The sequence below is a fragment of the Achromobacter kerstersii genome, from assembly GCF_902859595.1.
GTDB lineage: Bacteria > Pseudomonadota > Gammaproteobacteria > Burkholderiales > Burkholderiaceae_B > Achromobacter > Achromobacter kerstersii.
Genome location: NZ_CADIJQ010000004.1, coordinates 331258 through 354756, shown reverse-complemented (window position 1 = coordinate 354756; position 23499 = coordinate 331258). Strand labels below are relative to the sequence as shown.

Here is a 23499-nt window from a genome sequence, read left to right as displayed (position 1 = left end):
GCGGATGCACAAAAAAACCCCCAAGGCCGCAAAGCCTCGGGGTTTTTCACTTCTGCAAAGCCGCGTGTGCGATCAGTTCGCTGCGGCGCGCAGCGCCTTGGCCGCCTGCACCATGTTCGTCAGCGCCGGCAGCACTTCGCTCCATTGGCGGGTCTTCAGGCCGCAGTCCGGGTTCACCCACAGGCGTTCCGCGGGCACGCGTTCGGCCGCCAGCTTCATCAGCTTCACCATGTATTCCTCGTTCGGAATGTTCGGCGAATGGATGTCATACACGCCCGGGCCGATTTCGTTGGGGTACTCGAAGCTCTTGAACGCGTCCAGCAGTTCCATGTCCGAACGGCTGGTCTCGATGGTGATCACGTCCGCATCCATGTCGGCAATCGACTTGATGATGTCGTTGAACTCCGAATAGCACATGTGGGTGTGGATCTGCGTGTCGTCCGTCACGCCGTTGGCGGTGATGCGGAACGATTCCACGGCCCAGTCCAGGTATTCCTGCCATTGCGCCTTGCGCAGCGGCAAGCCTTCGCGCAGGGCGGCTTCGTCGATCTGGATCACGTTGATGCCGGCCTTTTCCAAGTCCAGCACTTCTTCGCGGATGGCCAGCGCCAGCTGGTAGCACGACACCGAACGCGGCTGATCGTCGCGCACGAACGACCAGTTCAGGATGGTGACGGGGCCGGTCAGCATGCCCTTCATGGGCTTCGTGGTCAGCGATTGCGCGTACTTGATCCACTCAACCGTCATGGCCTTCGGACGGCTGATGTCGCCAAACAGAATCGGCGGCTTCACGCAGCGCGACCCATACGATTGCACCCAGCCGAACTGGCTGAAGGCATAGCCTTCGAGCTGCTCGCCGAAGTATTCGACCATGTCGTTGCGCTCGGCTTCGCCGTGCACGAACACGTCCAAGTCCAGCGCTTCCTGTTCCTTCACGCAGCGGGCAATTTCAGCCTGCATGGCGGTCTTGTAGGCGGCGGCGTCCAGGCGGCCTGCCTTGAATTCGCTGCGAGCGTGGCGAATTTCAGCGGTCTGCGGGAACGAGCCGATGGTGGTGGTGGGGAACGCCGGCAGCTTCAGCAGTTCGGCTTGCTTGGCGGCGCGTACTTCGTAGGGGTTCTTGCGCTGGCCCAGCTTGGCGTCCAGTTTGGCAATGGCGGCCTTGACCGCAGGATTGTTCACGCGCGGCGAGTTGCGGCGCGCGTGAACGGCGGCGGCATTGGCGGCCAGTTCGGCGCGCACGGCGTCGAGGCCTTGGTTCAATGCGGTGGCCAGCACCGACAGTTCGGCGAGCTTTTGCTTGGCGTACGACAGCCACGACTTGATCTCGCCATCCAGCTTTTGTTCGCTGTCCAGATCCACCGGCACATGCAGCAGCGAGCATGACGGCGCGACCCACAGGCGGTCACCCAGTTGCTTGGCAACCGGTTCCAGCCAGTTCAGCACGGCGGTCAGGTCGGTCTTCCAGATGTTGCGGCCGTTGATCACGCCCAGCGACACCACGCTTTGCGCGGGCAGGGCGCGGATCAGCGCATCGACTTCGTCGCGGGCATTGATGGCGTCCAGGTGCACGCCTTGCACCGGCAGGCTGGCAACTAGCGGCAAGTTGCTTTGCAGCTGGCCGAAGTAGGTGGCCAGCAGCAGCTTGACCTTGCCCGTGTTCAGCGCCTGATAGGCCTTCTTGAACGCGGCGTCCCAGCCGGCTTCCAGTTCCGTCACCAGGATGGGCTCGTCGATTTGCACCCACTCGACGCCTTCCTCGGCCAGCTTGGCCAGCAGTTCCACGTACACCGGCAGCAGGCGATCCAGCAGCGCCAGCTTGTCGGAATCATCCTTGGCCTTGCCCAAGGCAAGATAGGTCACCGGGCCGATGATGACGGGCTTGGCTTTCACGCCTTGCGCGCGGGCTTCGGCCAGTTGCTCCAGCAGGCGCGAGGCGTCCAGATTGAACGCGGTATCCGCCTTGAATTCCGGGACGATGTAGTGGTAGTTGGTGTCGAACCACTTGGTCATTTCGCCTGCGGCAACGCCGCCGCAGCAGCCGGCGTGCGCTTCGGCGCCTTGCGCCGAACGGCCACGGGCCACGCGGAAATAGTTGTCCAGCACGTCGCCATGGAAGCCTTGGACGCGGCTGGGCAGGTTGCCCAGCGTGAAGCTCATGTCCAGCACCTGGTCATAAAAGGCGAAGTCGCCCACCGGCGCCAGATCCAGCGCCGACTGCAGCGCCCAGTTGATCTTGCGCTGCTCAGCGCCCACGGCCTTGAGCTCGTCGCGGCTTGAAAGCCCCTTCCAATACGATTCAAGGGCGAACTTCAATTCGCGCTTTGCGCCGATACGGGGGAAACCCAGATTATGAAAACGTGCCACGACGACCCTCCTGTCGATTGATAGAGTGCTGCCATCGTAGGATGCTTGATCTATGAATAAAAATGGTATTAATTCATAAATCAATGAATTATGCGCATGTGTGAGTGGACGCAAGCGGCGTCGCCTGACCGCTTTTCCTGAGCGTGCGTGAAGCCGATGTGCGAATCGGCTGGCGGCGCGCGTTGTGCAGATGGCGCTCGCCCATCGGAATGAGCGGTAGCGCCATCTGGGCGGCTTAGGTCCGCGCCGGGTCTGCCTCTGCCTCTTCGCGCGCCTCGAGCTCGTTGCCCAGCACCTCGGAAGAATCGTCGTTGCTGGCTTCCGGTTTCAGGCGGCGGCGCGTGTGGCCCGCAGCGCGGGCGTCCTCGCCTTCGTCGGGGCTGTCGGGCTGCAAGGTCACGTTGGCGGGCGGCGCGTAACCCCGCTTGTCTTGCCCGAAATACACCACCGTGTGCGGGTACGGCAGCTCGATGCCGGCGGCGTCGAAGTGCTTCTTCAACAGCCGGTTGTAGCCGCGCTGCACGGCCCATTGCATGCCGGGCGTGGTCTTGATCAGGATGCGGATGGTCACGCCCTTGTCGTTGACAGCCGTGACGCCGGCCACCGTCATCTCTTCCAGGATTTCAGGCCCCAGCACCGAGTCGGTCATCAGCTCGGCAAAGGCCGCGCGCAGATGCTCGATGGCGTCGTCCACGCTTTCGCGATGTGCGATGGTGTATTCACCCAAGTGATACGAGAAATCGCGCATGTGGTTGGCCACCACATCCACCGACGAGAACGGCACCAGGTGATACCCGCCGTCCAGCGTGCGGATGCCTACCGAGCGGATGGTCATCTTCTCCACCGTGCCGAACACGCCCGCAACTTGCACCACGTCGTTTTCGTTCATGCCGTTTTCAAGCTGGATGAAGACACCGGTGATGATGTCCTGCACCAGCTTCTGCGCGCCAAAACCAATGGCCAAGCCCACCACCCCCGCGCCTGCAATCAGTGGCCCGACGTCGATGCCGATCTGCGACAGCAGCACCATCAACGTCATCGTCACAATGACGATCAGCGCGGCGTTGCGGAACAGCGCCAGCAGCGTGCGCTCGCGCGCGGTGGGCATGCCGCGCCCCTCGCTCTGGCTCAGGCGGTGCTCGATGACGCTGGCGATGACCGTCCAGGCCAGCGCCGCGATCAACAATACGATGGCGATGTTCACCACCATCCTGATGGCCGCGCCGCCCGCATCCGAGGCCAGCCAGCGCGACAAGTCGAACGCATGCCACGCATCCAGAATCAGCAGCACAACCACAATGCGGATGATCCAGCCGACCACTTTCAGAATGGCCGGCACGTAGGCGTTAACGCGCGCCTCCAGCAGCGGCAGGCGCCGCCGCAGGTCATCCGACAAACGGATAGGCTTGGACAGCACGGTGTTCAGCAGCAGAATCAACAAGCTGCCCACGCCGATGACCAGCAGCGTTTGCGCCGTCGCACGCGCCATGAAGGGCAGCGCGTTCAGCGGGTCGATCTGGCTGACGATGAGCAGGATGGTGAAGTAGCCAATGCCCAGCACGTGCCAGATGCGCGACAGAAAGTGCAGCCGCGACCCCAGGAACGTGGCCGCCGTGGCGGCGTGGCGGTTCATACGATCGCGCACCGCATGGCGGTTCTGCCAGATGACGCGCACGGCGTACACGTACACCGCCAGCATGATGACCATGCTGGCCAGCCGCCCCAGCGCGGGCGACAGCGCGGCGGACATGACGGGGTCGATCAGCAGCGTGCCGTAACCGGCCGCCGCAACCACGCGAACCAGCCACGCATTCCAGTACTTGGCCAGTTCATCGGACATGGGCAACAGGCGCAGATGCGGATGGCGCACGGCGAACACCGTGCGGATCAGCACTTTTACGATTTCCACCGCCACGAAGGCTTGCAGGAACACGGAGGCCAGCGAGTCGAGCGTGCCGCGTCCGGGCGTGCTCCACAACGCGGCCGCGCCGCCCGCCATGGCAGCTAGCAGCACGACGCCCGCATCGATAGCCACCGCGCCGATGATGGCGCCCGCGCGCCGCGCCAGCACGCGCATGGAGGCGGGTGAGCGGCGCTTGGACGATGGGCGTGGCGCAGCCGTCGTCATGATCGGGGGCACGGACGCGGGCGCAAGCACGGGCGTGGCCGCAGGGTCTGGCATGGCTCCAGGCGCGCGAGCATCCGACGCCGCTTCAGTCTCGCAGCCATGCTCGGCCACCCAGCGGTCAATGCGCGTGTAGATGCGCATCGCGATCATGCGCAGCAGGATGAAGGCGATGATTGTGGCGACGGCGGCCAGCAACAAAGGCATCAGCGCGCGGCTTGCGGTGCCGCTGTCCATGCGCAAGCTGCGTCCCGATGCCAGCGCGCTCATGTCGTCCACGCCCTGGCCCATGTCCGCGGCCACACCGGTCAGAAAGCGCTGCACGCCATCCGCCATGCGTTCCTGTAGCCCTGGCGCTTCTGCTTTCTTAGGCGGCTCGGCCGCAGCGGCAGCGCGCGAAGGCGCGGGCTTGGCCCCAGATGCCTGCGCCCGCAATTCATCCACCAGCGCCTTGCGCGCCTCGGGGTTCTCCAGCAGATCCGCCAACGCGGCGGGCGTCAGCGCAGTCGCTGCCGCGGCAGGCTGCTGCGGCGCCAACGGATTCGCCGCCACGGCTTGCGCCTGCCACACGAACGACAAGCAACTCAGCATCACCGCCAGCAACAAGGCCGCCAGCCAGGGCCTTTCCCGTCGTCGCCGCCAAAAATGGGCGGCATGGTGCAGGGGCGGGAAAGAATGGGATGCTGTCGTTGCGGATCGAACCACTAATAAATCTCCTCTACGATCAAGGCAAAAACGCGGCGCTGGAGCGCGGCCGCAGAGTCGCTACGGGGTTGATGATAAAGCCTTGTGATGCTGGCAGCCGGTTCAGGCGGGGCGTTGCTCGAGTCTTCAAGGACGATGCTGGGCTGCATTTTGAAGTGAGAATTTGCAGTCTGAAATATTGATGGCCATCTGTGAAATTGGTTTGAAGCGGCGTCAACGTGCGGGTTTGCGCCGCTGGGTTTGGTAATCGTCTGATTCTTGGTGGTGGGGTCAGCGGGACATCTGTTTCCCTAAGTAGACTCGGCACGACTTCACATCAGGAGCGAACATGGCCGGCCTTCCTATTGTTCGGATGGGCGACAGCACCACCCATGGCGGAATCGTTTTGCAGGGCGTTGACCAATACACCATTGACGGCCGGCTTGCGGCGGGTCTGGGCCATCTGGTGAACTGCCCCAAGTGTGAGGGGACGTTCCCGATCGTGCAGGGCGTGGCTGCCTTCACTGTCGATGGTATTGCGCTGGCGGTTGATGGGATGCGAACGTCATGTGGCGCGACGTTGATTGCCAGCCAAGGCATCGCGTTCTTGGAACCCGGTCCAGGAGAGTTTGCGAGTCAACCGCGATGGAACCCTACGCGACATACGCCATGCAATCACCCCGACACCGTGCTCGGCATCGCCGAATACATGGCCCGTGAGATGAAAACAAATCCGTTCTCGATTCGTGGGCGTGAGATCTATGACGCAAACCACTACGATCTGGCCGCCCACGTTCAGCAGCGCGAAGCGCTTCCCTGGTATGCAAGAGCGACGGCGGGAAAGAGCTATTCCGAGGCAGTGGTCGAGCGCAAGCTTGCCGCGTATGCGTTGTGGGCGGATATCGTCGGGCCGGGTCAGCCTTGGGACCATAAGCCCCATCTGCAAAGGATGCTTGGGGCAGACTTTAATGACGGATGGAATAAGTACGGCGAGTTCGACTATTTCTACGATATTTGGTCGAACATTCATTATGGCTATGTGGGCGTAGCCCTTGGCTTCAGTTCAGCAGAAATGATAAATGGGGCTGGCTTGGCTCAGGCATTGCACGACAAGTGGACAGGCAAGCGGCTGCAGCATCATCCGGAGAACGGGTCATGGCCGGCAAGCGCTGATGATGTCCCGGATCACATATCGATCAAAGTAGGAGCCGAACTGCACGGCCACGTAAAGCCTCACGCGTTGACGGTTGATACGCTGCTCGAGCTGATTAGCTCTGTACCCGCACCATGGGGCACGGGGGAAGATTTTGCGAAGGAGCCGCATAACTGTGACCGGAAGCTCAGAAAGAAATGAAAATTCGAATTCTGAAATGGATGGGCATTATTGCCCTCCTGACGCCGCTGCTGTGGATCATGTTTGTTTACTTCTGCCGACCTGTTGTGGCCCTGCACTATTCGAAAGAAGCCACCGAGCGCATTGGCTACTTTTTTAACGACAATCATGCCATCTCCAAGCGGGGCTTAAGTCCAGGTGAGTCTGTCGAATACCTTACTGCCATGTTCCCTAAACCTGATATGTGGATTCTGCTAACGTTCCCGCGTGACAGCAATGACGCCCTAGAGATCACAAAACCCTTCAGCCGCATCGATGTGTTTATCGGGCCAGGGGCAAAGATAGAACGAACGGAAGTCCACGACGGATTCTTTGCTCGTTTTTGATCCGCACTATTGCGCACCTGCGCCACACCGCCATTTCACCAAGCCATCACCCAATCGACGATGAACAAGCCTGAAGCAGACCCCCGCAAACGCTGGCGCGAGCAGCAACGTTCCCAGCGGTTGGAACAGGCGGACGAGCAGCAGGCGGCGCTGCTTGTGCAAGCCAACGCCCAGCAGGCATGGAACGCGCGTGCGCGGCAAGCGCCGGTTGTGGATCACGTGACCTGGCAAGGCCAGACATACCGCGTATTGAATCTCGCGGATGCGCAGTCGCTGCTGGGCCGGGTTCGCGATACCGACAAGGCGCCGTACTACCACTTGCTGGACGACGCCGCGATGGCGTTGCGGCCAGTCAGTGATGGCAAACAGTGGGTGGTGCTGGTGGCTGACGCGACTGTCACGGCGCTGGCGTTGGAATTGCCGGCGCAACTGCCCGACCATCCGTCGTTGCAGATTGCAGGATGGGCGTACACGGCGGGGTTGAATGCGGAAGTCGTGCGCGTGGAAGACGGCGTGATGTTCGCCGTGCTGGGGCCGGCGCGCGCCGGCTTGATGGTGTTGTCTGCGGGGCAGCACGCCTTCACGGAAGGCTTGAACGTGTCGGCGCTGTTGTGCAGACACTATCGTTGTCAGGTGCTGGTGCGCGGCGCTTTGCATGCGGACTGTTTGATCGGTGCGGGGAATGACGTGGCCTGCACCGACCCACCGCTGATCAATCTGCTGGCGACTGATGACGCCGACCGTCATCGCAGCCGCATCATGACGCGGCAGGGGCGCAGTTATCGCTTTTATCCGCCCACGCACGCGCTGGAAGCCATTGTGGCCCCGCGCTGGCTGCGCCGTGACGCACGCGGATCTGCACGGCTCGTCGAGCGCCTGGACGAGCTATCCGATGCACAGACGTTGCTGCGGCCGCGCGATGCAATCGATGCGGTCTACGACGGTTTCGCGGCCGAACTTGAACAGGCCATGGAGACACTGTCGGCCGTGCTGCGCCACGCCGGGCCGGCGCAACTTTCCGCGCGATTCGGCCCCAGCCCTTCCAACCATGCGCAGTATTCCGAGACGGCCGAGGGCGGGCGCGAGCTTGTGCGGCAGATTGATCATTCGGAAACGGTTCGCGTCAGCGCGACGCAGCCGCGCGCGGGTGGGCCGGCCGCGTTGCAGGTGATGCACCTGAGCGCACCCGTGCGTGACCGCCACGTGCGCAATGCCCAGCCCGATGATGACGACCCCGAGGCGTGCATGATCAAGCTCGCGTTGCGCGATGCCGTTGCAAGGTTATTGGCGCATTACGATCCGGCTTGACGGGCCACGGGCGGGATCACCTCGCGGATCGCCTCGCGCATCGCTTGCAGGTCCAACGCCCGAGCGGCGGCGGACAGCGGCATCTGCTCCAGTCCTTGCGCGACGCAGGCCGCGATGGCCTCCGGCGTAGCGGCGTCGCCCATCGCGGCGACCTCCGCGCGCGGCACGCTGATGACCACGTCCAGCGTTTCTTTCTTGGCGTAGTACTTCGCCGACGCCTCAACGCCCGGCCCGGCGCACGCCGAAATGCTGCCGCCCAGCCATAGTGTGATGTCCAGCGTTGCCAATCCCGGCACGGCAAGGGGCGCCAGCGCGGCCTTCAGCTTCGGGCGAAGCATGACGATGGCGGCCAGGCACCGAACGCCGGTTTCCGGGCCGCCCATTCTTCCGTTCAATGTCACGTTCACCGTGGCTCCTGTCGATTTGCCGCTGCACTTATAGCATCCCCCATCGCCGCCAGCAGGTTGCCGCTACCAAGGCACCAGCGACAGCGCAAGCGATACGGCGACGACAAGTACGACGAGGGTCAGGATGTGTTTGGTTCGCATGCAGACTCCTTGGAAAGGGATGACGCGTTACCCGCGTCCCGCATGGCCGGCAGGTTGCACCAGCATCGCGAAGACGCGTTCGAGCTGCTGCGGACTGTAGGGCTTGAGCAATTGATGCGCACCGTTCAAACCCGCGCGGGTACTGGCGTCGGCCAGCACGTCGCGCCCCGACGAGAACACGACCGCCAGCGTTGGCTGGCGGGTGCGCGCCCAGACCGCAAGGTCGATGCCCGAGCCATCAGGCAACCCGACGTCCGTAAGCAGGATGTCGATATGGTGCTGCAATAACTGTTCGCTTGCCTGTGCAGCGGTTGCGGCATGTATCACCTCATGTCCGAGGCTGCCCAGGATTTCTTCGGTGGTCAGGCGCACGGCCTCCATGTCTTCCACCAGCAGCACGCGCTTTGCCAATGCGGTGGTGGGCAGGGCGGTGTCTGAACGCAAACCCGAAGCCTGCGGCCGTGCGCGCAGCACCTGGCGCAGTTTGCGCGCCAGCGTGGCGGCGGTGTAGGGCTTGGACAGCAGCTCGATGCCTTCATCCAGCCGTCCGCCGTGGACGATGGCGTTGTCGGCGTAGCCGGACGTGAACAGCACGGCCAGCCGGGGCAGGCGCGCGCGGGCGCGCAGCGCAACGTCGCGGCTGCGCAAGGGGCCGGGCATGACGACGTCGGTGAACAGCAGGTCGACGTTGACGCCGCTTTCGATGATGGACATGGCGCTTTGCGCGTCGGCGGCCTTCAGCACGCGATAGCCCAGGTCTGTCAGCATCTCGACGACCGTGGTGCGCACGTCTTCATCGTCTTCTACCACCAGCACCGTTTCATCGCCGCCCTCGGCGTCGCTGGCATCCAATTCCGTGATCTGGTCTTCCGCCTGATTGGCACGCGGCAGGTAGAGGCGCACCGTCGTGCCCATGCCGGGTTCGCTATAGATCTTGACGTGGCCGCCCGTCTGCCTGACAAAGCCATACACCATGCTCAAGCCCAGCCCGGTGCCTTGGCCTTCGGGTTTGGTGGTGAAGAAGGGTTCGAACGCGCGCAGCACCAGTTCCTTGTCCATGCCGCAGCCGGTGTCGCTGACGGCCAGCATCACGTACTGGCCGGCGCGCACTTCGGCGTGGCGCGCGGCGTAGTCGTCATCCAGCTGTGCGTTGCCGGCTTCGATGGTGAGCTTGCCGTGCCCCTCCATGGCGTCGCGCGCGTTGATCGCCAGGTTGAGCAACGCGTTCTCGACTTGGTAAGGGTCGACGAGCGTGTTCCACAGCCCACCCGAAATCACGGTTTCCACTTCGACGCCGTCGCCCACCACGCGGCGCAGCATGTCGTCAAAGCCGCGCAGGAAGCGGCCCAGGTTGACGACCTTGGGCGCCAGCGGCTGCCGCCTGCCGAACGCCAGCAGTTGCGACGCCAGCTTCGCGCCGCGCTCAACGCCGGCCATGGCGTTGCGCGTGCGTTGCTGGGCGCGTTCATCACCGGCCAGACTGCGGTTAAGCAACTGGAGGTTGCCGCCAATCACCTGCAATAGGTTGTTGAAATCATGCGCGACACCGCCGGTAAGTTTGCCCAGCGCTTCCATCTTCTGCGCCATGCGCAGCGCCTCTTCGGTTTCGTGCAGTGTTTGTGCGGATACCTTGTCAGCGGTGATGTCGCGGCCCACGCCGTGAATGCTGTCCGACTCGGCGTCGAACGACCACATCCACGCCATCCACCGCCATTCGTCATCTGCCGTGCGCAGCCGGTGCTCGGCCCGCAGGCTGCGCGTGCCCCCGCGCAGCGCATGAAACTGCGCCTGCGCTTGGGCAAGGTCGTCAGGATGGAGCAGGGCGTCGTATCGCTGGAACACCAGTGCCGTGTCGGGATGGCCCAGGCGCCGCGTCCAGGACGGGTTCAGCCGCAGCATCCGCCCTTGGCTATCGGCAATGACGAAGAGATCGTCGCTGTGTTCCCACAAGCGGTCGCGCTCGGCGATGGCCTGATTCACGCGCAGCTCAAGCGTGCGGGCTTCTTCAGCCAGACGCCTTTCCGTTTCTTGGCGCAGCGCGTTCAGGCGCAGGCTGCTGCTGACGCGCGCCAGCAATTCGCGCGCGGAAAAGGGCTTGATCAGATAATCGTCAGCGCCCGCGCGCAAGCCTTCGACCGAGGCTTCTTCGCCCGCGCGTGCGGACAGCAGCAGCACGGGTATGGTGCGCAGCGCGGCGTCTTGGCGCAGCGCGGCAAGCAGGCCGAAGCCGTTCAGCCGCGGCATCATGACGTCGGACAACACCAGATCGGGCCGGTGTTGGCGCACGTGGGCAAGCGCGGCTTCACCATCCTTGGCGGTGTGGATACGGTAGTGCGCGGTACGCAGCACGCGGCAGATGTAGGCGCGCATGTCGTCGTTGTCGTCCACAACCAGAATCGTGCCCAGGTGATCGGTCTGGGTCTGGGTTTGAGTCTGAGTCTGAGTCGGGGAGAGCGCCGTGTCGTCCAGCGCCGGCGCGTCCCAATCGGCCGCATCGATGTAGTTGCGTGACAGCGCGTGCGTCACGCCAGGGGCGATGGCGCTTGATGCCGCTGCGATGTCCAGCGCCGGCCCCAGCGGCAGGCGCAGCGTGAAGGTCGTGCCGACGCCCGGTGTGCTGGCGACAGCGACCGATCCGTTTTGCAAGCGCATGAATTCCTGGACCAGCGCCAGCCCGATGCCGCTGCCCTCGATGCTGCGGCCATGCACGCCTTCCACCTGATGAAAGCGGTCGAACACGCGCGGCAATTCGCTTTCGGGAATGCCCATGCCCGTATCGGAAATTTCCACGACGGCGGTTTCGCCATCGGGCGACACGCTGGACGCAATCCGCACGCCGCCCCGATACGTGAATTTGTACGCGTTGGACAGCAGGTTCAGGATCACCTTTTCCCACATATCGCGGTCTAGCATGACGGCGCGTGGCAGGGGCGGGCAGTCTACGTCCAGCGTCAGCCCGGCCTTTTCAAGCGATGACTGAAACAGCGAGGCCAGGTCCGCGGTGAACGCAGAGATCTCGGTGGCGCGCAGGTCCAGCTTCACGCGGCCCGCCTCGATGCGCGAGAAGTCCAGCAGCGTGTTGACGAGCTTGAGCAGGCGCTGGCCGTTGCGGTTCGCCATCTCCATCGCGCCTTGCAGGCGGGGCGGCATGTCGGGGTCGGTCAGCATGTCTTCCAGCGGCGCCAGCATCAAGGTAAGCGGCGTGCGGAATTCGTGGCTGATGTTCGAGAAGAATGCAGTCTTGGCGTGATCCACTTCGGCCAGCGCCTGCGCCCGCGCGCGTTCGTGTTCGTAGGCGCGGGCGTAGCGGATTGACGCGCCGATCTGCGCCGCGGCGAGCGTCAGGAATTCGCGGTAGTCGTCCGTGAACAGGCGCAGCGGATTGAGCGCGCTGATTAGCAGGCAGGCGGGTTCGCCTTCGCTGGAGGGCAGGATGGGGATCAGCACCGCTTGGGCGGCGGGCCGGTCCCATACCGTATTGGGAAGCTGCCCGCCGACCTGAGCGGCCAGGTCGTCGACCAGCAGCAGCGCGCCCGCGCGTAGCGCCTCGCCGCAGGGCCACGCGCCGCCGTCCAGCGGCAGCGTCTGTGGCGCGCCGGGGCCGTCGGGCTCGATGCCGTAGGCGCCCACCAGCTCGGCCGTGCCGGTGCCCGAGTCCACGGCGTAGAGCATGGCGAAAGGGATGTCGTATGCGTTGGCGGCAAAGGCCTGGGCGCTGAGCGCGCAGGCCTGGCGCCACGTGGCTGACTGCGGCATGGCAATCGCCAATTCGCGCAGCAGGTTCTGCTGGCGGTCAGCGATGACGCGGCGGGTTTCGTCGCTGTTGACGCAGATGATGCCGCGGGTGACGCCGTCGTCGCCCGGCACGGGGCTGAACGAAAACGTGTAGTAGGTTTCCTCGGGATACCCGTTGCGTTCCATGATGAGCAGCTTGCGCTCTTCGTAAGTGCCTTCCGCGTCCGCCATGGCGGTTTGCAAGAGCGGCTCGATGTACGGCCAGATTTCGTGCCACACGAGGCGCGTCGGTTGCGCCATGGCGGCCGGATGCCTGCCGCCGATGATGGACAGATAAGGATCGTTATAGAAGAACAGCAGGTCCGGCCCCCACCCGATCCAAATAGGCTGGCGCGCGGTCAGCATGATCCGAAGCGCCGTCTTCAAACTTAGCGGCCAGCCTTCCGGTGAACCCAGCTCCGACCCCGCCCAATCGTGGGCGCGGATGAGCGCGCCGGTCTGGCCGCCGCCGGCAAGAAAAGCCAGGGGGTCCGCTTCGGCGGAGGCGGGCGGATGGTCGGGCACGTTCAGATCCTTTTGTCGGTGGCCTGGCCGAATGGCGCGCGGCCGCTCGGCATGAAAGTTGCGATTTCGACGCTACTTGTTATCCCGTTTGGCGTCTGAAACCGAACTTTAATTTCCACGTCGGAAGGTTTCGGCGGCTTCGCGGTATAACGTTTTTTCCACTGGCTGCGGCGTTTGCTGCGGTGCATCGGGAGCAAGCCATGCGTGACATCGTGCAATTGCGTCCGGAAGGGCTGTATTGCCCCGCCGGGCGGTTCTATATCGACCCCTGGCGTCCCGTTGACGTGGCCGTGCTGACCCACGGCCACGGCGACCACGCCCGCGTGGGCATGGGCTGCTATCACACCAGCGCCGAAGGGCTGCCCATTTTGCAATGGCGCCTGGGCGACCAGGACTATCGCGTGCATGGGTATGGCGAAGCCTTTGTGCTGGGCGACGCGCGGGTGTCGCTGCATCCGGCCGGCCATGTGTTGGGATCGGCGCAAGTGCGCATCGAGGCAGACGGCCAGGTCTGGGTCGTGTCTGGCGATTACAAGCGGCAGCCCGACCCCACGTGCAGCCCCTTCGAAGTGGTCCCCTGCGACACCTTCATCACCGAGGCGACCTTCGGCCTGCCGATCTACCGCTGGCCCAGCGCCGCCGATGTGGCGCGTGACATCGTGCAATGGCGCGACCACTGCGCCGCGCGCGGCGAGGCCGCCATCTTGTATTGCTACGCGCTGGGCAAGGCGCAGCGCGTGTTGGCCGAGCTGAAGCCTGTTATCGACCGGCCGGTGTTTTTGCACGGCGCCATTGCGGCCGGGGTGGACGTGTACCGCCGCGCAGGCATCGGCATGGCCGACACCCGGCTCGTCATGGAAGACGGCGGCAAGTCGGCGGCGGCAGGCACGGGGTTTGCTGGGGAGCTGATCCTGGCGCCGCCATCGGCGGCCGGCAGTGCGTGGCTGCGGCGCTTTCGCAAGGCGCAGCACGGCTTTGCGTCGGGCTGGATGCGGCTGCGCGGCAACCGCCGCCGTCGCAACATGGACCGTGGCTTTGTGGTGTCTGACCACGCGGATTGGCCGGATCTGCTGCGCACCATCCACGAGACCGGCGCGCGCCGCGTGATTGCCACGCACGGCGATACCGACGCGCTGGTACGCACGTTGAACGAAGGCGGCGTGGCGGCCGAGACGCTGGCCACGCAGTATGGCGAGGATGACTGACGGCGCTGACCATCACCCCGGGAGACGGACCCCAGCATGAAGCGATTCGCGGCGTTGTATCAGGAACTGGACCGCAGCACGGCCACCTTGGATAAGCGGGCGGCGCTGGTGGCGTACTTCCGCGATGCGCCGCCGCGCGACGCCGTGTGGGCGCTGTATCTGCTGGCGGGGGGCAAGGTCACCAGCGCGCGACGCAAGATTGCGGCGGTCGGTGAAATGCGCGCATGGGCAGCCACTGCGTCCGATACTGCGCCGTGGCTGGTCGATGCCAGCTACGACCAGGTGGGCGATCTGGCGGAAACTTTGGCGTTGCTGATTCCCGACCCCACCCAAGCTGCACCCGAACGCGGGCTGGCCGACTGGATTGAAGAGGTGCTGGTGCCCATCGCCAATCGCGACGAGGCCGAGCGCCGCGATGTCATCGTCAATGCCTGGCTGGGCTTGCCCTTCGACGAACGTCTGGTCTTCAACAAGCTCTTGACTGGTGCGCTACGCGTGGGCGTGTCGCAACGCATGGTGCAACAGGCGCTGGCGGAAATGTCGGGCGTGCCGATTGCGCGCATCGCGCAGCGCATGCTGGGCGCCTGGGCGCCCAGCCCCGCGTTCCTGCGCGATCTGCTTAGCGCTGAAGAACTGCCGGGTGACCGTCAACAGCCGTACCCTTTCTTTCTGGCGTCGCCGCTGGAAGGTGCGCTCGCCGCGCTCGGGGCCATCGACGACTGGCTGGTGGAATGGAAGTGGGACGGCATCCGCGCGCAGTTGATCCGGCGTCACGGTGAGGTGGCGTTGTGGTCGCGGGGTGAGGAGCGGCTGGATGGCCGTTTCCCCGAAGTGGAGTCCGCCGCCGCTGCGCTGGATGTGGACTGCGTGCTGGATGGCGAGCTGCTGGCTTGGCAGGATGACACCGCCGAGCCCATGCCGTTCTCGGCCTTGCAGACCCGCATTCAGCGCTTGAAGCCCGGGCCAAAATGGCTGGCCGAGGCACCGGTGCGCATGCTGGCGTACGACTTGCTGGAGCTGAACGGCACTGATCTGCGCGACCTGCCGCAGGCCGAACGCCGCCGCCAATTAGAAGCGCTGTTGCTGCGGCATCCTGACCCGCGCCTGCGCCTGTCGCCGCTTGTGAACCTGGAGAACTGGGACGAGGCCCGAGCGTTGCGCGACGAATCCCGCGAGCGCGGCGTCGAAGGCTTCATGCTGAAGCGCCGCAACGCGGCGTATCAAAGCGGCCGGCGGCGCGGGGATTGGTGGAAATGGAAGATCGACCCGCTCACCATCGACGCCGTGCTGCTGTATGCGCAGTCTGGCCATGGCCGGCGCAGCACGCTGTACACCGATTACACCTTCGGGCTGTGGCAGGGCGATGCGCTGGTGCCCATCGCCAAGGCGTATTCCGGTTTGGATGACAAGGAAATTCTGGAGCTGGACCGCTGGCTGCGTGCGCACACGCGTGAGCGCTTCGGCCCAGTGCGCTCGGTGGAACCTGTGCAGGTTTTTGAGCTGGGCTTTGAGGGCGTCAACCTGTCCAAGCGCCACAAGTCCGGCGTGGCCGTGCGCTTTCCGCGCATTCTGCGTTGGCGCCATGACAAGCCGGCCGATCAGGCGGATCAGCTGGACACGCTGAAGGCGTTGGCGCGATGAGTGCCGGGCCACGGGGCCGCGATGCGCCGCTGAACGCATGGTTTGCCGCGCGCGGCTGGAAGCCTGCGGCGTTTCAGCGTGAGACCTGGCGGCGCTATCTGGCCGGCGAATCGGGCCTGCTGCACACGCCCACCGGCAGCGGTAAAACGCTTGCGGCGTTTGGCGGACCCTTGCTGGAAGCGTTGGCGCAACAACGCGACGAGCCGCCCGCGGCGGGCAGCGGGCCGCAGGTGCTGTGGATAACCCCGTTGCGCGCACTGGCGACGGATACCGCACGCGCGTTGGCGCAAACGTCAGCGGAACTGGGCCTGGATTGGGCCGTCGCCATGCGCACCGGCGACGCCAGCGCGCGCGACAAACGGCTGGCTCGCCAGGGCAAGGCGCAGGTGTTGGTGATCACGCCCGAGTCGTTGGCGTTGCTGCTGTCCTACGCGGACGCGTCCAGCCGTTTTCGGGCGTTGCGCTGCATCGTCGTCGATGAATGGCACGAGCTGCTGGGCAACAAGCGTGGCGTGCTGTTGCAGCTGTGTCTGGCGCGGCTGGCGCGTTTGTCTCCGGCCGCGCGCACGTGGGGCTTGTCGGCCACCTTGGGAAACCTGGAAGAAGCGCGTGCGGTGTTGCTGCCCCGCGCGCCGGACAGCCCGCTGGTGGCGGGTGCACGGCCCCGCAAGATTACCGTCACGACCTTGCTGCCCGAGCGCAACGCCAGCTTGCCGTGGGCGGGGCATCTGGGCTTGTCGCAGTTGCCGCGCGTGTTCAAGCGCTTGTTCGATGTGCGCGCGTCGTTGCTGTTTACGAACACGCGCGCGCAGGCGGAGTTATGGCATCGGGCGCTGGAATCCATCTGGCCGGAAGACTTGTCCACGCTGGCGCTGCACCACGGCTCGCTGGACCCCCGCCTGCGTGCGGCGGCTGAGCAAGGCTTGCGCGATGGCGCCATCCGCTGCGTGGTGGCGACGTCCAGCCTGGATCTGGGCGTGGACTTTCCCGCCGTGGATCAGGTGTTGCAGATTGGCAGCCCCAAAGGTGTCGCGCGCCTGCTGCAACGCGCCGGGCGCGCCAAACATCGGCCGGGTGAATCGGGCCACGTCATCTGCGTGCCGGCGCAGGCGTTGGAGCTGATTGAATATGCCGCCGCACGTCAGGCCATCGCGCGTGGCGAAATCGAATCGCGCACGCCGCCGCAGGGCAGCCTGGACGTGCTGGCGCAACATGCGGTGACGCTGGCGCTGGGCGGGGGCTTCGACCGGGACGAGCTGTACCAGGAAGTGCGCGGCACGCACGCGTACGCCGGGCTGGACGCGGCAACGTGGCAAGCCGTGCTGGACTTCATTGTGCAAGGCGGCCGGGCGCTGGCCAAGTACCCCGACTTTCATCGCGTGGTGCGCGATGACGACGGCTGCTACCGCGTGCATGACCGTCGCATTGCGTTGCGCCATCGCTTGTCCATTGGCACCATCACCGCCGATGGGGCGGTGTCGGTGAAGTACTTGCGCGGCGGCAGCCTGGGGTCGGTGGAAGAGGGGTTTCTGGCGCGTCTGCGTCCGGGCGACCGCTTTCAGTTCGCGGGCCGCACGCTGGAACTCGTCAGGCTGGAAGGCATGACGGCTTACGTTCGGCGGGCCAAGGGCGGCGATGGGCCGGTTGCCACCTGGCAGGGCGGGCGCATGCCCTTGTCCACGCAATTGGCGCGCGAAGTGCAAAGCCTGTATACCGAGCCCGGCGCGCACCCTGAAATGCGCGCCGTCGAGCCGCTGCTGCGCATTCAGGAGCAGGCCAGCGCGTTGCCGCAACCCGGGCGTCTGGTGGCCGAACGCATCGGCACGCGGCGCGGCATGCATCTGTTCCTGTTCCCATTTGCGGGCCGGGCGGTGCACGAAGGCATGGCGGCAATGCTCGCGTTGCGTTGGGGCAGGCGGCAGGCGAACACGTTTTCCTACACCGTCAATGACTACGGCCTGATGCTGACGCTGGCCGAACCGGCTGCGCTGGATGGCGCCTTGCTGCGGCAATTGCTCAGCCCGGATGACATGGCGGATGACTTGCGTGATGGCGTCAACCTGGGCGAACTGGCGCGCCGCCAGTTCCGCGAAATTGCACGGGTCGCCGGCCTGTTGACACCATCCTTGCCGGGCCGCGCCGCGCGTTCGTTGCGGCAGGTGCAAGCGTCCAGTGGTCTGCTCTACGACGTATTACGCCGCTATGATCCCGACCACTTATTGCTGGCGCAGGCGGAGCGCGAGGTCTTCGAATTGCAGCTGGAAGCGCCGCGTCTGATCGCGGCGTTGCGCGATTGCCAGGCGCGAACGCTGGCGCTGACGGAACCGCGCGCGTTGACGCCGTTGTCGTTTCCGCTGTGGACGGAAAGCCTGCGCGGCCAGCTCAGCACCGAGACCTGGCAGGCCCGCGTGCGCCGCGCCGCCGAACAACTGGAAAAGCGCTATGCCCGAATCGCGTGAGGGTGCGTTGAACATCGTGCTGGCGGGTGAGGCCGTCGTGTTGCTGGGCGAGCGCGCCCTGTTCTGGCCCGCGCGTTCGCGGTTGATCATCGCGGACTTGCACCTGGGGAAAAGCCATGTGTTCCGCCGCGCGGGCATCGCCGTGCCACGCGGCGCGACGCAGGAAGACTTGCAGCGTCTGGCGGCATTGGTCTTGGCGACGGCGGCGCGCGAATTGTGGATTGTGGGTGACGTGCTGCATGGCCCGGCGTCGCAAGCCGCCTGGCGTGACGCATGGTTGCAGTGGCGGCAGGCGCACGCGGCGCTGGACGTGGCGGTACTGACGGGCAATCACGACCGCGCGTTGGATGGCGCGGCGTTGGGCATGCGCGAATTGGGCGAGGCGCAAGCCGATGGCCCGTTCCTGTTTCGCCATCTGCCGCAGCCTGATTCGCAAGGCCGACATGTGATTGCGGGTCACGTGCATCCCAAGACGCGCATTCCCGGTGTGCCGCGCAGTTGGCCGGCGTTTTGGATGCGGCCGGGTATCACGGTGCTGCCGGCCTTCTCGGATTTCACGGGCGGGCATGCAGTGGGCTGGGAGCCAGGCGCGGGGCTGGTGGCGTGCGTGGAGGGCGCTGCGGTGCCGTTGGGGCGCATCCCGCCCGATTCGCCCGGCTCGCCCTGATTCCTTCCGCGTGCAGCAGCGGTTCTGCCTCGGGCACGAGGCTTGCTGTATCGGGGCACACCTCACCCCGCTACCCGCCCGCCATGACTGACCGCCCCGGCTTTGTCTCCCTGTTGGAATCCCCGTTGCATTCCATCAGCCAGTTGCTGGCCGATGCGCACGCGCCGGTCGACCCCGGCGTTTTGTTGCGCGCGTTGGTGGACCACGGGCATGACCAGCTTTCGCTGCCGGGCGGGGGCGACACGCTGGGCCGCTGGCAGGTGCTGGCGCGTGTCGCGGCGGCGGACCTTAGCCTGGCCAAACTCTTCGAAGGGCACACCGACGCGCTCGCCATCCTGGCCGAATTGTCGGCGCCTGCCGGCGAACCCGGCTCCCGCCTGTGGGGCGTGTGGTGCGCGGAACCGCCCGGCCATCGGCTGGCCATCGTGCCCGGGCCGGCCGGTTCCGCGATGTTGCTCGGTACCAAGGCGTGGTGCTCCGGTGCGGGCGCATTGACGCATGCCTTGGTCAGCGGCTGGAACCCGGCGGGCGAGCCTTGCCTGGCTGCGGTGGCGCTGGACCAGCCGGGCGTCACCATCACGGACCAAGGCTGGCACGCGGTGGGCATGCGGGCGTCAGGCAGCGTCGATGTGGTGTTCGACAACGCGTCGGCAACACTGATTGGCCCGCCCGGCGCTTACGTGCATCGCCCGGGTTTTCTGCATGGCGGCGCGGGGGTGGCGGCGTGTTGGTACGGCGGCATGACCCGGGTGGCAAATACCCTGCTTACCGCACTACCCGGCGGTTCTGCGGATACGCATCGGCTGGCGCATCTGGGCGCAATCGATGTCGCCATGGTTCAGGCGCGCGCGGTGCTGCGCGAGGCCGCCGCCGATATCGACGCGCATCCTCGCGACGCTTGCGCGTTGTCGTGCGCCCGCGCTCGTCTGGCCGTGGAGTCGGCCGCGGCGCAGGTGCTGGAACGTGCGGGCCGCGCGCTGGGCGCGGGGCCGCTCTGCCGCAACGCCGCCTTTGCGCAGGTGATGGCCGACCTGCCGGTATTCATCCGGCAAAGCCATGCCGAACGTGATCAGGCGGCGCATGGCGCCGCCATCCTTAAGCAGGAGACCCCATGGGCGCTATAGACACGCATCATTTCGAACATCTGTACCGCGCGCATGCCGACCCCTGGCATGTGGCCAGCGCCTGGTATGAACGCCGCAAGCGCGAACTGTTGCTGGCCACGCTGGGCCGCGAAAACTATCTGCATGCGTTCGAGCCGGGCTGCGGCAACGGCGAGATGACGCGCCGTCTGGCGCCGCGTTGTGCGCGCCTGTGCGCGGTGGATGTGGCCAGCGCGGCCATCGGCCGTTGCCGCGCGCGTCTGGCCGCCGACGGCATCCGCCATGTCGACGTCATGGCCTTGGACTTGCCCTGGGAATGGCCGCCGATACCGCCGGGCGGTTTCGATCTTATCGTGGTGTCTGAGCTGGCGTACTACCTGGATGATGGGGCGTTGACGCAATTCCTGAATGCGGTGGATTCGTCGCTGGCCAGCGGCGGCGAGCTGATCGCCTGCCACTGGCGACCGGACTTCAATGACCGCGTGCAGTCCACCGATGTCATCCATGACACGATGGCGGCGCTGCCCGGACTCACCGCCCAAGCGCAGCATCGCGAAGACGCATTCCGCCTGGATCTTTGGCGCAGGCAATCCTAGGAAGCGAGCCATGATCGGAATCTGCATCCCCGCGCACAACGAAGAGAAGGCCATCGCCACCTGTTTACGCGCCGTCACCCGGGCGGCGCGGCATCCGGGCCTGCGCGCGGAGCCGGTGAAAATTGTGGTGGTGCTGGACCATTGCCGCGACCGCACCGCCACCGTATCTGCCGCCTGGCCCGTCCATTGCCTGAGCATTCAAGCCCGCAACGTGGGCGTGGCGCGCGCATTGGGTGCGCAGCATCTGCTGGACGCCGGCGCGCGGTGGCTGGCCTTTACCGACGCAGACACCCGCGTGTCGGCCGGCTGGCTGGTGGACCAGCTTTCCCTGGAGGCGGAAGTCGTGTGCGGCACGGTGGCCGTGTCGGGCTGGGCCGCGCATGGTGTTCACGCGGCATCCGCGCGCAAACGCTTTGCCCAGCACTACCAGGACCGCGATGGACACCGCCACGTACACGGCGCCAACCTGGGCATCGAGGCAAACGCGTACCGGCGCATCGGCGGCTTCGCCGCGCTGTCGTGCAGCGAAGACCAGGCGCTGGTCGACAAGCTGGAAGAAGGCGGCGCGCGTATCGCCTGGACGAGCCTGCCACGGGTCACGACCAGCGCACGTCCCTATTCGCGCGTGGAGGGCGGCTTCGCCAGCGCGCTGCGGGAAGGGTGGAATCAGCCCCGGAAAACCCGCTGAAGCCGCAGCCCATCGCGGTACTTCTTACCCGGCTTGTAAGAACTGCCGGACGCACGGTGCGTGAACGCCGAAGCGCCGGGTTCGTGCGTTGTCTTCGCCGGCCGTCCGGCACACCACTTGCTGCGCGAATGGCTGAGCGCGCCCGCGCGGAACCTCTGCGCAGGCGCGGCAGCACACCCACTTTGAGGAGGCTGAACATGAACCGTGACCAACGATATCCGTGGCGTGACGACGAGGATGATTTCAACCGCAATGTCGGCCACGACGCGAGCGCCCCGCAGGCCCGCGACCCCTACCGCCAGGCGCAGCAACGGGGACGGCAGGGCGGGCAAGCGCCGCGTGACCCCGCCTGGGATGCGCGCAGGCAGCAACACGCCGGCAACCAGGAACCCTGGCGTGACCCGGCGCCCTCATTCGGCTACCAGGGCGAAGGCACAAGCCGCGCACCGGGTACGCGCGAAACGCGTGACCGCGTGCGCAGCCGCAGCGCCGACCCCAGCCAAAGCAGCTACGGCGGTTTCAGCGGTCAAGACCCGTCCTACCAGCGCGAGCAGGTGTACGGATCGCGCCAGCCGACGTACAGCGGCCCCACTTCTTATGGCGACGACGAAGGCGGTTACTACGGCGACCGTCCGCAATGGGCGGATGAACCCGAGGCGTCTTTTGAAACCGCCGAGCGTGGTGGCTACAACCGCGGGCCGACGGCATGGCGGGATCGCGGCTCGCGGCGCACCGACCCCAAAGGCTATACGCGCACCGACGAACGCGTGCGCGAAAACGTCTGCGAACACCTGGCGCACAGCGGTCTGGATGTCAGCGATGTGTCGGTGGCCGTGGCGGATGGCTGCGTCACGCTGGAAGGCACCGTGCGTGACCGCCGCACCAAGCATCGCATCGAAGATTGCGCAGATGCGTGCGTGGGCGTGCAGGATGTGGATAACCGGATTCGCGTTGCCGGTGCAGCGGAAAAAGGGGCGGCGTCGGCATGACGTCACCCCTGTCGCCGCGCCGTCAGGAAACGAAACGGTAGGCCAGGGCCAGCGTCAATAATATGGCGCTGCCCAGCATCCAGAATGCAACCGCCAGCGCAATGGCTGGCGGTACCCGCAACGGGCGGGGGGCTTTCGGATGCAGGGAAATCGGGATGGCCGGGACACTGATCGGCGGCAGCATCGCGCCGACGCGAACATCCGTCAGCACGCTGTCGTTGGCCGCTTGCGGCGTCGGGGCGGACGCAGCCGCGGTGACTTGCGGCGCAAGGCGGACGGTGATGATGTTGCCGACCGCAGTCGACGGTAGAGGGAGAAGTTCGGGCGAGTTCATGGCAGTCTCGGCGGTTGAGCAATACCACAACGATTAAAGAGTGGAGGGGGAAAGGGAAGGGTCCGTGGTGACGGGCTCGGGCACTACAGCAAGCCGCGTGCCTGAGCGAGCGGTGTCTGCCGGCCGTGGCATGGCGATTGCTGAAAGCCCTGCGCACAGGTCTCAACCAACACAGGGAAAAACCATGGGAACACTCAACGATCTCAACGTCGCGATGCTGGCCGTCGACGGATTTGAACAAGTCGAATTAACGGGGCCGCGCCACAGCCTTCAGGCGGAAGGCGCACGCACCGTGCTGGTGTCGGCGCGCACCGACCCGATTCTGGGGATGCATCACGACAAGCCGGGCGACCGCTTTCCGGTTGACCTGACGTTCTTGCAGGCCGCCACCGAACCCGAGGTGTTCGACGCGCTGCTGCTGCCCGGCGGCGTGGTCAACGCCGATGAAATCCGCATGCACCCCAAGGCGCAGGAGTTGGTGCGCGCGATGTTCGACGCCGGCAAGCCGGTGGCGGTGATCTGCCACGGCGCATGGCTGCTGATTTCGTCAGGCGTGGTCAAGGGCCGCAAGATGACCAGTTGGCCGTCCTTGCAGGACGACCTGAAGAATGCCGGCGCCGAGTGGGTGGATCAGGAAGTGGTGGTGGATGGCGTTCTGGTTTCCAGCCGCAAGCCCGACGACATCCCGGCGTTCAACCGCGCCTTCATCGAGGTATTGCAGGCGGCCAAGCGGTAGGGCCAGCACAGCAAAAAAAGGGACGCCATCA

Annotated in this window: 18 protein-coding genes; 12 read left to right on the top strand and 6 right to left on the bottom strand. The window is 65.4% G+C overall.

Annotation, left to right across the window (positions count from 1 at the left end):
- Nucleotides 1-72: 72 nt before the first annotated feature.
- Both metE and HV765_RS15330 read right to left on the bottom strand, forming a co-directional pair.
- On the bottom strand, nucleotides 73-2367 hold the full coding sequence (metE, locus tag HV765_RS15335; protein WP_175170223.1) for a 5-methyltetrahydropteroyltriglutamate--homocysteine S-methyltransferase: 2295 nt from the start codon (nucleotides 2365-2367) through the stop codon (nucleotides 73-75).
- 235 nt (nucleotides 2368-2602) lie between these two features.
- Complete coding sequence (locus HV765_RS15330; protein ID WP_175170222.1) at nucleotides 2603-5083, bottom strand: mechanosensitive ion channel domain-containing protein; 2481 nt, start codon at nucleotides 5081-5083, stop codon at nucleotides 2603-2605.
- A gap of 442 nt (nucleotides 5084-5525) precedes the next feature.
- Between HV765_RS15330 and HV765_RS15325 the strand changes: the two genes are divergently transcribed.
- From HV765_RS15325 to HV765_RS15315, 3 genes are read left to right on the top strand one after another with little or no spacing between them, the layout of a single operon-like run.
- A complete protein-coding gene (locus HV765_RS15325; RefSeq protein ID WP_175170221.1) occupies nucleotides 5526-6530 on the top strand; it encodes a polymorphic toxin type 44 domain-containing protein in 1005 nt (334 codons plus the stop codon).
- Nucleotides 6527-6895, top strand: a complete 369-nt coding sequence (locus HV765_RS15320) for a hypothetical protein (protein ID WP_054423024.1) — start codon at nucleotides 6527-6529, stop codon at nucleotides 6893-6895. The genes HV765_RS15325 and HV765_RS15320 overlap by 4 nt, the downstream gene beginning before the upstream one ends.
- A gap of 60 nt (nucleotides 6896-6955) precedes the next feature.
- The gene (locus HV765_RS15315; RefSeq protein ID WP_175170220.1) at nucleotides 6956-8203 is read left to right on the top strand and encodes a hypothetical protein; all 1248 of its coding nucleotides are present in this window, start codon (nucleotides 6956-6958) and stop codon (nucleotides 8201-8203) included.
- Here HV765_RS15315 and HV765_RS15310 read toward each other — a convergent pair.
- From HV765_RS15310 to HV765_RS15300, 3 genes are all read right to left on the bottom strand, one after another.
- On the bottom strand, nucleotides 8188-8610 hold the full coding sequence (locus HV765_RS15310; protein WP_156336530.1) for a hypothetical protein: 423 nt from the start codon (nucleotides 8608-8610) through the stop codon (nucleotides 8188-8190). The genes HV765_RS15315 and HV765_RS15310 overlap by 16 nt on opposite strands.
- A 168-nt stretch (nucleotides 8611-8778) precedes the next feature.
- The gene (locus tag HV765_RS15305) at nucleotides 8779-13050 is read right to left on the bottom strand and encodes a response regulator (protein WP_254600590.1); all 4272 of its coding nucleotides are present in this window, start codon (nucleotides 13048-13050) and stop codon (nucleotides 8779-8781) included.
- Between the two features lie 2 nt (nucleotides 13051-13052).
- Complete coding sequence (locus HV765_RS15300; RefSeq protein ID WP_175170219.1) at nucleotides 13053-13238, bottom strand: hypothetical protein; 186 nt, start codon at nucleotides 13236-13238, stop codon at nucleotides 13053-13055.
- 12 nt (nucleotides 13239-13250) lie between these two features.
- Between HV765_RS15300 and HV765_RS15295 the strand changes: the two genes are divergently transcribed.
- From HV765_RS15295 to HV765_RS15260, 8 genes are all read left to right on the top strand, one after another.
- The gene (locus HV765_RS15295; protein WP_175170218.1) at nucleotides 13251-14255 is read left to right on the top strand and encodes a ligase-associated DNA damage response exonuclease; all 1005 of its coding nucleotides are present in this window, start codon (nucleotides 13251-13253) and stop codon (nucleotides 14253-14255) included.
- A 36-nt stretch (nucleotides 14256-14291) separates the two neighbouring features.
- Nucleotides 14292-15896 carry an ATP-dependent DNA ligase gene (locus HV765_RS15290; RefSeq protein WP_175170217.1) on the top strand — a complete coding sequence of 535 codons (1605 nt, stop codon included), beginning with the start codon at nucleotides 14292-14294 and terminating at the stop codon, nucleotides 15894-15896.
- Nucleotides 15893-18355: a ligase-associated DNA damage response DEXH box helicase gene (locus HV765_RS15285; protein ID WP_175170216.1), complete on the top strand. Its 2463-nt coding sequence runs from the start codon at nucleotides 15893-15895 to the stop codon at nucleotides 18353-18355. Before HV765_RS15290 ends, HV765_RS15285 begins: the two co-directional genes overlap by 4 nt.
- Entirely contained in the window at nucleotides 18339-19022 is a 684-nt protein-coding gene (gene pdeM / locus HV765_RS15280) for a ligase-associated DNA damage response endonuclease PdeM (RefSeq protein WP_175170215.1), read from the top strand. The genes HV765_RS15285 and pdeM overlap by 17 nt, the downstream gene beginning before the upstream one ends.
- Nucleotides 19023-19105: 83 nt before the next feature.
- Nucleotides 19106-20146: an acyl-CoA dehydrogenase family protein gene (locus HV765_RS15275; RefSeq protein WP_175170214.1), complete on the top strand. Its 1041-nt coding sequence runs from the start codon at nucleotides 19106-19108 to the stop codon at nucleotides 20144-20146.
- Nucleotides 20134-20721, top strand: coding sequence for a class I SAM-dependent DNA methyltransferase (locus HV765_RS15270; protein WP_175170213.1), 588 nt, complete (start codon nucleotides 20134-20136; stop codon nucleotides 20719-20721). Before HV765_RS15275 ends, HV765_RS15270 begins: the two co-directional genes overlap by 13 nt.
- Before the next feature lie 10 nt (nucleotides 20722-20731).
- Nucleotides 20732-21409, top strand: coding sequence for a glycosyltransferase family 2 protein (locus tag HV765_RS15265; protein ID WP_175170212.1), 678 nt, complete (start codon nucleotides 20732-20734; stop codon nucleotides 21407-21409).
- A 197-nt stretch (nucleotides 21410-21606) separates the two neighbouring features.
- A complete protein-coding gene (locus HV765_RS15260; protein ID WP_175170211.1) occupies nucleotides 21607-22398 on the top strand; it encodes a BON domain-containing protein in 792 nt (263 codons plus the stop codon).
- A gap of 22 nt (nucleotides 22399-22420) precedes the next feature.
- Here HV765_RS15260 and HV765_RS15255 read toward each other — a convergent pair whose 3' ends face one another.
- Nucleotides 22421-22732 carry a hypothetical protein gene (locus HV765_RS15255; protein WP_054423002.1) on the bottom strand — a complete coding sequence of 104 codons (312 nt, stop codon included), beginning with the start codon at nucleotides 22730-22732 and terminating at the stop codon, nucleotides 22421-22423.
- A 184-nt stretch (nucleotides 22733-22916) separates the two neighbouring features.
- Between HV765_RS15255 and HV765_RS15250 the strand changes: the two genes are divergently transcribed.
- Nucleotides 22917-23468: a type 1 glutamine amidotransferase domain-containing protein gene (locus tag HV765_RS15250; RefSeq protein ID WP_175170210.1), complete on the top strand. Its 552-nt coding sequence runs from the start codon at nucleotides 22917-22919 to the stop codon at nucleotides 23466-23468.
- The last annotated feature ends 31 nt before the right edge of the window (nucleotides 23469-23499 follow it).

What these genes read in the sequence shown, in the direction of transcription:
- HV765_RS15295 (WP_175170218.1), top strand. Translation starts at nt 13,251, where the DNA reads ATGCGTGACATCGTGCAATTGCGTCCGGAAGGGCTGTATTGCCCCGCC.
- HV765_RS15255 (WP_054423002.1), bottom strand. Translation starts at nt 22,732, where the DNA reads ATGAACTCGCCCGAACTTCTCCCTCTACCGTCGACTGCGGTCGGCAAC.
- HV765_RS15260 (WP_175170211.1), top strand. Translation starts at nt 21,607, where the DNA reads ATGAACCGTGACCAACGATATCCGTGGCGTGACGACGAGGATGATTTC.
- HV765_RS15265 (WP_175170212.1), top strand. Translation starts at nt 20,732, where the DNA reads ATGATCGGAATCTGCATCCCCGCGCACAACGAAGAGAAGGCCATCGCC.
- HV765_RS15285 (WP_175170216.1), top strand. Translation starts at nt 15,893, where the DNA reads ATGAGTGCCGGGCCACGGGGCCGCGATGCGCCGCTGAACGCATGGTTT.
- HV765_RS15320 (WP_054423024.1), top strand. Translation starts at nt 6,527, where the DNA reads ATGAAAATTCGAATTCTGAAATGGATGGGCATTATTGCCCTCCTGACG.
- HV765_RS15315 (WP_175170220.1), top strand. Translation starts at nt 6,956, where the DNA reads ATGAACAAGCCTGAAGCAGACCCCCGCAAACGCTGGCGCGAGCAGCAA.
- HV765_RS15290 (WP_175170217.1), top strand. Translation starts at nt 14,292, where the DNA reads ATGAAGCGATTCGCGGCGTTGTATCAGGAACTGGACCGCAGCACGGCC.
- HV765_RS15250 (WP_175170210.1), top strand. Translation starts at nt 22,917, where the DNA reads ATGGGAACACTCAACGATCTCAACGTCGCGATGCTGGCCGTCGACGGA.
- HV765_RS15325 (WP_175170221.1), top strand. Translation starts at nt 5,526, where the DNA reads ATGGCCGGCCTTCCTATTGTTCGGATGGGCGACAGCACCACCCATGGC.
- HV765_RS15270 (WP_175170213.1), top strand. Translation starts at nt 20,134, where the DNA reads ATGGGCGCTATAGACACGCATCATTTCGAACATCTGTACCGCGCGCAT.
- HV765_RS15330 (WP_175170222.1), bottom strand. Translation starts at nt 5,083, where the DNA reads ATGCTGAGTTGCTTGTCGTTCGTGTGGCAGGCGCAAGCCGTGGCGGCG.
- pdeM (WP_175170215.1), top strand. Translation starts at nt 18,339, where the DNA reads ATGCCCGAATCGCGTGAGGGTGCGTTGAACATCGTGCTGGCGGGTGAG.
- HV765_RS15275 (WP_175170214.1), top strand. Translation starts at nt 19,106, where the DNA reads ATGACTGACCGCCCCGGCTTTGTCTCCCTGTTGGAATCCCCGTTGCAT.
- HV765_RS15300 (WP_175170219.1), bottom strand. Translation starts at nt 13,238, where the DNA reads ATGCACCGCAGCAAACGCCGCAGCCAGTGGAAAAAACGTTATACCGCG.